7 protein-coding genes are annotated in these 8,588 nt (G+C 63.8%); 5 read left to right on the top strand and 2 right to left on the bottom strand.

The annotated features are described in order from the left end of the window. Window positions 1–17: 17 nt before the first annotated feature. Together DMX06_RS08990 and DMX06_RS08985 are read right to left on the bottom strand one after the other, a co-directional pair. The gene (locus tag DMX06_RS08990) at window positions 18–1,238 is read right to left on the bottom strand and encodes a CaiB/BaiF CoA transferase family protein (RefSeq protein ID WP_110736304.1); all 1,221 of its coding nucleotides are present in this window, start codon (window positions 1,236–1,238) and stop codon (window positions 18–20) included. Between the two features lie 15 nt (window positions 1,239–1,253). Further along, entirely contained in the window at window positions 1,254–2,435 is a 1,182-nt protein-coding gene (locus DMX06_RS08985; RefSeq protein WP_110736302.1) for an acyl-CoA dehydrogenase, read from the bottom strand. A 163-nt stretch (window positions 2,436–2,598) separates the two neighbouring features. Here DMX06_RS08985 and DMX06_RS08980 point away from each other — a divergent pair, with 163 nt between their 5' ends. The 5 genes from DMX06_RS08980 to DMX06_RS08960 all read left to right on the top strand — a co-directional run bounded on the left by DMX06_RS08980 (window position 2,599) and on the right by DMX06_RS08960 (window position 8,507). Beyond that, window positions 2,599–3,498, top strand: coding sequence for a LysR family transcriptional regulator (locus tag DMX06_RS08980; RefSeq protein ID WP_181427801.1), 900 nt, complete (start codon window positions 2,599–2,601; stop codon window positions 3,496–3,498). A gap of 441 nt (window positions 3,499–3,939) precedes the next feature. Continuing rightward, window positions 3,940–5,061, top strand: a complete 1,122-nt coding sequence (locus DMX06_RS08975) for a Re/Si-specific NAD(P)(+) transhydrogenase subunit alpha (protein ID WP_110736298.1) — start codon at window positions 3,940–3,942, stop codon at window positions 5,059–5,061. Between the two features lie 11 nt (window positions 5,062–5,072). Then, on the top strand, window positions 5,073–5,387 hold the full coding sequence (locus DMX06_RS08970) for an NAD(P) transhydrogenase subunit alpha (protein WP_023631272.1): 315 nt from the start codon (window positions 5,073–5,075) through the stop codon (window positions 5,385–5,387). 2 nt (window positions 5,388–5,389) lie between these two features. Next, entirely contained in the window at window positions 5,390–6,826 is a 1,437-nt protein-coding gene (locus DMX06_RS08965) for an NAD(P)(+) transhydrogenase (Re/Si-specific) subunit beta (RefSeq protein WP_110736296.1), read from the top strand. A 187-nt stretch (window positions 6,827–7,013) separates the two neighbouring features. Next, window positions 7,014–8,507: an acetyl-CoA hydrolase/transferase family protein gene (locus DMX06_RS08960; protein ID WP_050707507.1), complete on the top strand. Its 1,494-nt coding sequence runs from the start codon at window positions 7,014–7,016 to the stop codon at window positions 8,505–8,507. The last annotated feature ends 81 nt before the right edge of the window (window positions 8,508–8,588 follow it).

Here is an 8,588-nt window from a genome sequence, read left to right as displayed (position 1 = left end):
TCTCTATATAGGTAACCTCAGAGCACCCCCGCCCCTCGCAACCGCTGAACCGCCTCGTCATCCAACCCCAACACATCCCCCAGCACCGCCTCGGTATGCTCCCCCAACAACGGCGGCGCGCTGCGATACTCCACCGGCGTCTCCGACAGGCGGATCGGACTTGCCACCTGCGGCACACTGCCCGCCAGCGGATGAGGGACATTCACCGCCAGCCCGCGGGCAAGCACCTGCGGATCCTGGAACATCTGCGCCAGGTCGTTGATAGGCCCGCACGGCACTCCCGCCTTCTCCAGCTCGCTCACCCACTGCGCCGTGGTCTTGAATACCGTCGCCTGACGAATCAGCGGGATCAGCTCCGCGCGGTTGGCCACTCGCTGCTTATTAGTAGAGAACCGCGGATCATCCGCCCACTGCGCCTGACCGGCCACTTCCGCGAACTTGCGGAACTGCCCGTCATTGCCCACGGTAAGAATGAAGTCGCCATCCGCCGTCGGGAAGTCCTGGTAAGGCACGATATTCGGGTGCGCATTGCCCAGCCTGCGCGGTGGCGTGCCGGTGGTGAGATAGTTCATTGCCTGGTTGGCCAGGCAGGCCACCTGTACATCCAGCAGGGCCATGTCGATGTGCTGGCCGACCCCAGCCTGGTCACGGTGCGCGAGGGCCGCCAGGATCGCCACGGTGGAATACAGCCCGGTAAGGATATCGGTCAGCGCCACCCCCACCTTCATCGGCCCGGCGCCCTCTTCCCCCTCCGGACGGCCGGTCAGGCTCATCAGCCCGCCCAGCCCCTGGATCATGAAGTCGTAGCCGGCACGCTTGGCATACGGCCCGGTCTGGCCGAAGCCGGTGATCGAGCAGTAGATGAGTTTGGGATTGACCGCCTTCAGGCTTTGATAGTCCAGCCCATAGGCCGCCAGCCCGCCTACCTTGAAGTTCTCGATGACGATATCCGACTTCGCCGCCAGCTCACGCACCAGGCGCTGACCCTCCGGCTGGGTGAAGTCGATGGTCACCGAGCGCTTGTTGCGGTTGGCCGACAGGTAGTAGGCCGCCTCACTGGTGTTCTCGCCTTGGGCGTCACGCAGGAAAGGCGGCCCCCAGGACCGCGTGTCGTCACCCGCCCCCGGACGTTCGACCTTGATCACATCGGCGCCAAGGTCGGCGAGGATCTGGCCGGACCAGGGGCCGGCCAATACCCGGGAAAGATCCAGCACCCGCAGATGGGAAAGCGCGCCCATGGCCTGGCTCCTCTATTAATAGAATGCCTGGATGCCGGTCTGCGCGCGCCCCAGGATCAGCGCATGCACGTCATGGGTCCCTTCGTAGGTGTTGACCACCTCGAGGTTGACCAGGTGGCGGGCCACGCCGAACTCGTCGGAGATGCCATTGCCGCCCAGCATGTCGCGGGCCAGACGGGCGATATCAAGGGCCTTGCCGCAGGAGTTGCGCTTCATGATCGAGGTGATCTCGACCGCTGCGGTGCCTTCGTCCTTCATCCGGCCCAGGCGCAGGCAGCCTTGCAGGGCCAGGGTGATCTCGGTCTGCATGTCGGCCAGCTTCTTCTGGATCAGCTGGTTGGCAGCCAGCGGGCGGCCGAACTGCTGGCGGTCCAGGGTGTACTGACGCGCGGTGTGCCAGCAGGCCTCGGCGGCGCCCAGGGCGCCCCAGGAGATGCCATAACGGGCCGAGTTCAGGCAGGTGAACGGGCCTTTGAGGCCACGCACGTCCGGGAAGATGTTCTCTTCCGGCACGAACACGTTGTCCATGACGATCTCACCGGTGATCGAGGCGCGCAGGCCGACCTTGCCATGGATGGTCGGCGCACTGAGGCCATCCCAGCCTTTCTCCAGCACGAAGCCGCGGATATCGCCGGCATCGTCCTTGGCCCAGACCACGAACACATCGGCGATCGGGCTGTTGGTGATCCACATCTTGCTGCCGGTCAGGCGATAACCGCCGTCGACCTTGCGGGCACGGGTGATCATCGAGCCCGGGTCGGAACCATGGTTGGGCTCGGTCAGGCCGAAACAGCCGATCCACTCGCCACTGGCCAGCTTCGGCAGGTACTTCTGTTTCTGCGCCTCGGTACCGAACTCGTTGATCGGCACCATCACCAGCGACGACTGCACGCTCATCATCGAGCGGTAGCCGGAGTCGATGCGTTCCACCTCGCGGGCGATCAGGCCGTAGCACACGTAGTTCAGGCCGCTGCCGCCGTACTGTTCGGGGATGGTCGCGCCGAGCAGGCCGACCTCTCCCATCTCGCGGAAGATCGCCGGGTCCGTCTGCTCGTGGCGGAACGCCTCCAGCACACGCGGTGCCAGCTTGTCCTGGGCGAACTGATAGGCGCTGTCGCGAACCATGCGCTCTTCTTCAGTGAGCTGCTGATCCAGCAGCAGCGGGTCGATCCAGTTGAAGCTTGCCTTGCCAGCCATGTGCGGATTCCTCGAAAGATGGGAACGAATTGTTGTGCTGGATTGATCCTAGGCCTGATCGGCCCGCGGGACAAACGAGGATTGCGCACGGTTTAGTGATATTTTCTCACTTCAAGATCATAGAAATACCCTGTTCAGCGCCATACAAGTGAGGATGACGTACATGCGCCGCAAGATCCCCAGCACCACCGCCCTGGTCTGCTTCGAGGCGGCCGCGCGTCACGAGAGCTTCACCAAGGCCGCCCAGGAGCTGGCCCTGACCCAGGGTGCCGTCTGTCGGCAGATCGGTGGCCTAGAGAGCTTTCTCAATGTCGAACTGTTCCGCCGCTCGCGCCGGGGCGTGAAACTCACTGAAGCGGGGCTGTCCTATAGCCGCCAGGTGGCCGCGCAGCTGGATGCGGTGGAACGCGACACGCTTTCGGTGATGCGCCAGCAAGGCGCCAACGTGATCGAACTGGCGGTGGTGCCGACCTTCGGCACCCAATGGCTACTGCCGCGCCTGAAGGACTTCCAGCAGCGCCATCCGGAAGTCACGGTCAACCTGACCAACCGCACCCGCCCCTTCCTGTTCGCCGACACCCCCTTCGACGCCGCCATCTACTTCGGCGATGCCGACTGGTCCGGTACCCAGTCCCACCGGTTGATGGGCGAGAACCCCATGCCGGTGTGCAGTCCTGCGCTACTGGAAGGGCAAGCCAGCCTCGACGCCCGGCGCATCGCCGAGCTGCCCCTGCTGCAGCAGACCACGCGCCCCTATGCCTGGCGGCAGTGGTTCGACGGCCTGGGCATGAGCGTCGAGCGCGACATGACCGGCCCGCGCTACGAACTGTTCTCGATGCTGGCCCAGGCCACCATGCACGACATGGGCATCGCGCTGATCCCGCCGTTCCTGATCCAGCGCGAGTTGCAGGAAGGTCGATTGGTAGTCGCTAACAGGCATGCCCTATCCAGCGACAAGGCCTACCATCTGATGATTCCCGAGCGAAAGGTGGAATCCGCTTCACTGCGGGCGTTTCGTGACTGGCTGGTGGCGCAGGCGCAGCAGTACACCGCCGCCGGCTGAAACTGAAAACGAAGAAGCTGACTTCGTAGTCAATTATTTTTAACGCCTACAGATATATTGATTTGTCGCAAATCCGTAATCTGTTCCGCTCCCACGAAAAAACGCAGCAACCCTAGTAGCTGCGCGGGTTTGCAGCTTATTTGGCGACATTCACAGAGCCGCGAACGAAATCAGCCAAAATTTTTTCATTTTTTCCCCTAAGCTGCGAATAGCGCGTGTTTGACGGTCTGGCTCGGAATCGTTGCGACATACGGTCACAGGGTGACTTGTAGTTTTAAGTTCGTTTCGCTTCAGAACCTGTTGAAGGCCCCTGGGTTCGTCTGCAAAATGCCTCTCCCGCCTCGAACCAGGCGGTGTCGTGCTCTACGGCCGCCCAGCCGCACCACCCGAAGTGCGCTGGTTCCCATAAAGACAATAAAGGTCACCGCAGGAGACATAGTCGTGCACATTGGTGTTCCTCTCGAGACGCAGACGGGTGAGACAAGGGTCGCCGCGACCCCGGAAACCATCAAGAAACTGGTTGGCCAGGGCCATCAGGTCACCGTGCAACGGGGGGCAGGGCTCAAAGCCAGCATTCCGGACAGTGCCTATGAGGCAGTGGGCGCAGCCCTGGGCGAGGCCGCCGATGCCTTCGGCGCGCAGCTGGTACTCAAGGTGGTCGCGCCCGATGACCAGGAACTGACGCTGATCAACAGCGGCAGCCTGTTGGCGGGCATGCTCAACCCCTTCAATAACGAACTGATCGGCAAGATGGCCGAACGCGGCATCACCGCCTTCGCCCTGGAAGCCGCGCCACGCACCTCGCGGGCCCAGAGCCTCGACGTGCTGTCTTCCCAGGCCAACATCGCCGGATACAAGGCCGTGCTGCTGGCGGCTCACCACTATCCGCGCTTCATGCCCATGCTGATGACCGCCGCAGGCACGGTGAAAGCCGCCCGCGTGCTGATCCTCGGCGCCGGCGTCGCCGGCCTGCAGGCCATCGCCACGGCCAAGCGCCTGGGCGCGGTGATCGAAGCGTCGGACGTGCGCCCGGCGGTGAAGGAGCAGATCGAGTCCCTCGGCGCCAAGTTCATCGACGTGCCCTACGAGACCGACGAGGAGCGCGAGTGCGCCGAAGGCGTCGGCGGCTATGCCCGGCCGATGCCGGCCAGCTGGATGCAGCGTCAGGCCCAGGCCGTGCACGAGCGCGCCAGGCAGGCCGACATCGTCATCACCACCGCGCTGATTCCCGGGCGCAAGGCGCCGACCCTGCTCAGCGCCGAAACCGTGGCGCAGATGAAACCCGGCTCGGTGGTCATCGACCTCGCTGCGGCCCAGGGCGGCAACTGCCCGCTGACCGTGGCCGATCAGGTCGTGATGCACAACGGCGTGACCATCGTCGGCCCGACCAACCTGCCGGCCCAGGTCGGCGCCGATGCCTCGGCGCTGTACGCGCGCAACCTGCTGGACTTCATGAAGCTGCTGTTCGACAAGGACGGCAACCTGGTCATCAACCTCGAAGACGACATCGTCGCCGCGTGCCTGATGTGCCGCGACGGCCAGGTCGTGCGCAAGAACGGCTGAGGAGCACGACAATGGAAGACATGCTGATTTCCCACGGCATCTACAACCTGATCATCTTCGTGCTGGCCATCTACGTGGGCTACCACGTGGTGTGGAACGTCACCCCGGCCCTGCACACGCCGCTGATGGCGGTCACCAACGCCATTTCCGCGATCGTCATCGTCGGTGCCATGCTGGCCGCGGCGCTGACCGTCACCCCGGCCGGCAAGGTCATGGGCACCCTGGCCGTGGCGCTGGCCGCGGTCAACGTGTTCGGTGGCTTCCTGGTCACCCGCCGCATGCTGGAAATGTTCAAGAAGAAAACCAAGAACGAGGGGCAGAAGTAAGCATGAGCATGAATCTGGTAACGCTTCTGTACCTGGTCGCCTCGGTCTGCTTCATCCAGGCACTCAAGGGTCTCTCGCACCCGACCACCTCGCGTCGCGGCAACCTGTTCGGCATGATCGGCATGGGCATCGCGATCCTCACCACGGTCGGCCTGATCTACAAGCTTGGCGCGGAGCTGGCGACTGCGGGCATCGGCTACGTGATCGTCGGCCTGCTGGTCGGCGGCAGCGCCGGCTCGATCATGGCCAAACGCGTCGAGATGACCAAGATGCCTGAGCTGGTCGCCTTCATGCACAGCATGATCGGCCTGGCGGCGGTATTCATCGCCATCGCCGCCGTGCTCGAGCCGCAATCGCTGGGCATCGTCGCCAGCATCAGCGACCCGATCCCCACCGGCAACCGCCTGGAGCTGTTCCTTGGCGCGGCCATCGGTGCCGTCACCTTCTCGGGCTCGGTGATCGCCTTCGGCAAGCTGTCGGGCAAGTACAAGTTCCGCCTGTTCCAGGGCGCACCGGTACAGTTCGCCGGCCAGCACAAGCTGAACCTGATCCTGGGCCTGGCGACCATCGCCCTGGGGCTGCTGTTCACCTTCACCGGCCACTACAGCGCCTTCACCCTGATGCTGGCCCTGGCCTTCGTCATGGGCGTGTTGATCATCATCCCGATCGGCGGCGCCGACATGCCGGTGGTGGTGTCGATGCTCAACAGCTACTCGGGCTGGGCGGCGGCGGGTATCGGCTTCTCGCTGAACAACTCGATGCTGATCATCGCCGGCTCCTTGGTCGGCTCAAGTGGTGCGATCCTTTCGTACATCATGTGCAAGGCGATGAACCGTTCGTTCTTCAACGTCATCCTCGGCGGCTTCGGCGGCGACACCGATGTCGGCGCGGCGCAGGGCTCGAAGGAGCAGCGCCCGGTGAAGTCCGGCTCGGCCGACGACGCCACCTTCCTGCTGAGCAACGCCGACAGCGTGATCATCGTCCCAGGCTACGGCCTGGCGGTAGCCCGCGCCCAGCACGCGCTCAAGGAGCTGACCGAGAAGCTGACCCACAATGGGGTGACCGTGAAGTACGCGATCCACCCGGTGGCGGGGCGCATGCCCGGGCACATGAACGTGCTGCTGGCCGAGGCCGAGGTGCCCTACGACCAGGTGTTCGAGATGGAGGACATCAACGCCGAGTTCGGCCAGGCCGACGTGGTGCTGGTGCTGGGCGCCAACGACGTGGTCAACCCGGCGGCGAAGAACGATCCGAAGTCGCCGATTGCCGGCATGCCGATCCTCGAAGCCTTCAAGGCCAAGACCATCATCGTCAACAAGCGCTCCATGGCGAGCGGCTACGCAGGCCTGGACAATGAACTGTTCTACCTGGACAAGACCATGATGGTGTTCGGTGACGCCAAGAAAGTCATCGAGGACATGGTCAAGGCCGTGGACTGACCCGGTATTGCCCCTATAGAAGCGCATAAGGCCCCTGGGGAGATATTCCCAGGGGCCTTTTCATTTGCTTGATCCAGATCAACGGCTCTACTTCCGGCCTTCGCCTACGACCATGGTCGCGGGACGGTTCCGGGTGAAATCTCTAGACTGCGCTTCCAGTAGCTTCAGTAGCCTGAGATAACAATCCATGTACCGTGATCGTATCCGCTTGTCCTCCCTGCACAGCAAGGTTATGAGTGCGGCTGACGCCGCTGGCCTGATCCAGGACGGCATGACCGTCGGCATGAGCGGTTTCACCCGCGCCGGCGAAGCCAAGGCCGTGCCTCACGCACTGGCCGAGCGTGCAAAACAGTCGCCGCTGAAGATCAGCCTGATGACCGGCGCCAGCCTGGGCAACGACCTGGACAAGCAACTGACCGAGGCCGGCGTGCTGGCCCGCCGCATGCCGTTCCAGGTCGACAGCACCCTGCGCAAGGCCATCAACGACGGCAAGGTGATGTTCATCGACCAGCACCTGTCGGAAACCGTCGAACAGCTGCGCAACAAACAGCTCACCCTGCCGGACATCGCGGTCATCGAGGCGGTGGCGATCACCGAGCAAGGCCATATCGTGCCGACCACCTCCGTCGGCAACTCGGCCAGCTTCGCGATCTTCGCCAAGCAGGTCATCGTCGAGATCAACCTGTCGCACCACGCCAACCTCGAAGGCCTGCACGACATCTACATCCCGACCTACCGCCCGACCCGCACGCCGATCCCGCTGGTGAAGGTCGACGACCGCATCGGCAGCACCGCGATCCCGATCGACCCGGCCAAGATCGTCGGCATCGTCATCAGCGACCAGCCAGACTCGCCGTCCACCGTGCTGCCGCCCGACCACGAGACCCAGGGCATCGCCGACCATTTGATCGCCTTCCTCAAGGGTGAAGTGGACGCCGGGCGCATGAGCAACAACCTCGGCCCACTGCAGGCCGGCATCGGCAGCATCGCCAACGCGGTGATGTGCGGCCTGATCGAGTCGCCGTTCGAAAACCTGACCATGTACTCCGAAGTGCTGCAGGACTCGACCTTCGACCTGATCGACGCCGGCAAGCTGAGCTTCGCCTCGGGCAGCTCGATCACCCTGTCGAGCCGCCGCAACGCCGACGTGTTCGGCAACCTGGAGCGCTACAAGGACAAGCTGGTGCTGCGTCCGCAGGAGATCTCCAACCACCCTGAAGTGGTGCGTCGCCTGGGAATCATCGGCATCAACACGGCGCTGGAGTTCGACATCTATGGCAACGTCAACTCCACCCACGTCTGCGGCACGAAGATGATGAACGGCATCGGTGGCTCGGGCGACTTCGCCCGCAACGCGCACCTGGCGATCTTCGTCACCAAGTCGATCGCCAAGGGCGGCGCGATTTCCAGCGTGGTGCCGATGGTCAGCCACGTCGACCACACCGAGCACGACGTGGACATCCTGGTGACCGAGGTGGGCCTGGCCGACCTGCGTGGCCTGGCTCCGCGCGAGCGCGCCCGGGTGATCATCGACAACTGCGTGCACCCGGACTACCGCGCCGCGCTGAACGATTACTTCGAGCGCGCCTGCCAGCGTGGCGGGCATACCCCGCATATCCTGCGCGAAGCCTTGAGCTGGCATGAGAACCTGGAAGAAACCGGGCGGATGTTGGTCGGTTGATCATCTTCACGGTTTGAAATTGCCGGGGGCGCTTTGCGCCCCTTTTCGCGGCACAAGGCCGCTCCTACAGAAGACCGCGAT

The sequence above is a fragment of the Pseudomonas mosselii genome (genome assembly GCF_003205295.1).
Lineage (GTDB): Bacteria > Pseudomonadota > Gammaproteobacteria > Pseudomonadales > Pseudomonadaceae > Aquipseudomonas > Aquipseudomonas mosselii_B.
Note: the sequence above shows the minus strand (reverse complement) of the source record. Positions and strands in the feature narration are given on the sequence as shown.

Excerpts from the sequence above, each read along its gene's own strand:
- DMX06_RS08985 (WP_110736302.1), bottom strand. The coding sequence starts at position 2,435 with ATGGCTGGCAAGGCAAGCTTCAACTGGATCGACCCGCTGCTGCTGGAT.
- DMX06_RS08965 (WP_110736296.1), top strand. The coding sequence starts at position 5,390 with ATGAGCATGAATCTGGTAACGCTTCTGTACCTGGTCGCCTCGGTCTGC.
- DMX06_RS08960 (WP_050707507.1), top strand. The coding sequence starts at position 7,014 with ATGTACCGTGATCGTATCCGCTTGTCCTCCCTGCACAGCAAGGTTATG.
- DMX06_RS08970 (WP_023631272.1), top strand. The coding sequence starts at position 5,073 with ATGGAAGACATGCTGATTTCCCACGGCATCTACAACCTGATCATCTTC.
- DMX06_RS08980 (WP_181427801.1), top strand. The coding sequence starts at position 2,599 with ATGCGCCGCAAGATCCCCAGCACCACCGCCCTGGTCTGCTTCGAGGCG.
- DMX06_RS08990 (WP_110736304.1), bottom strand. The coding sequence starts at position 1,238 with ATGGGCGCGCTTTCCCATCTGCGGGTGCTGGATCTTTCCCGGGTATTG.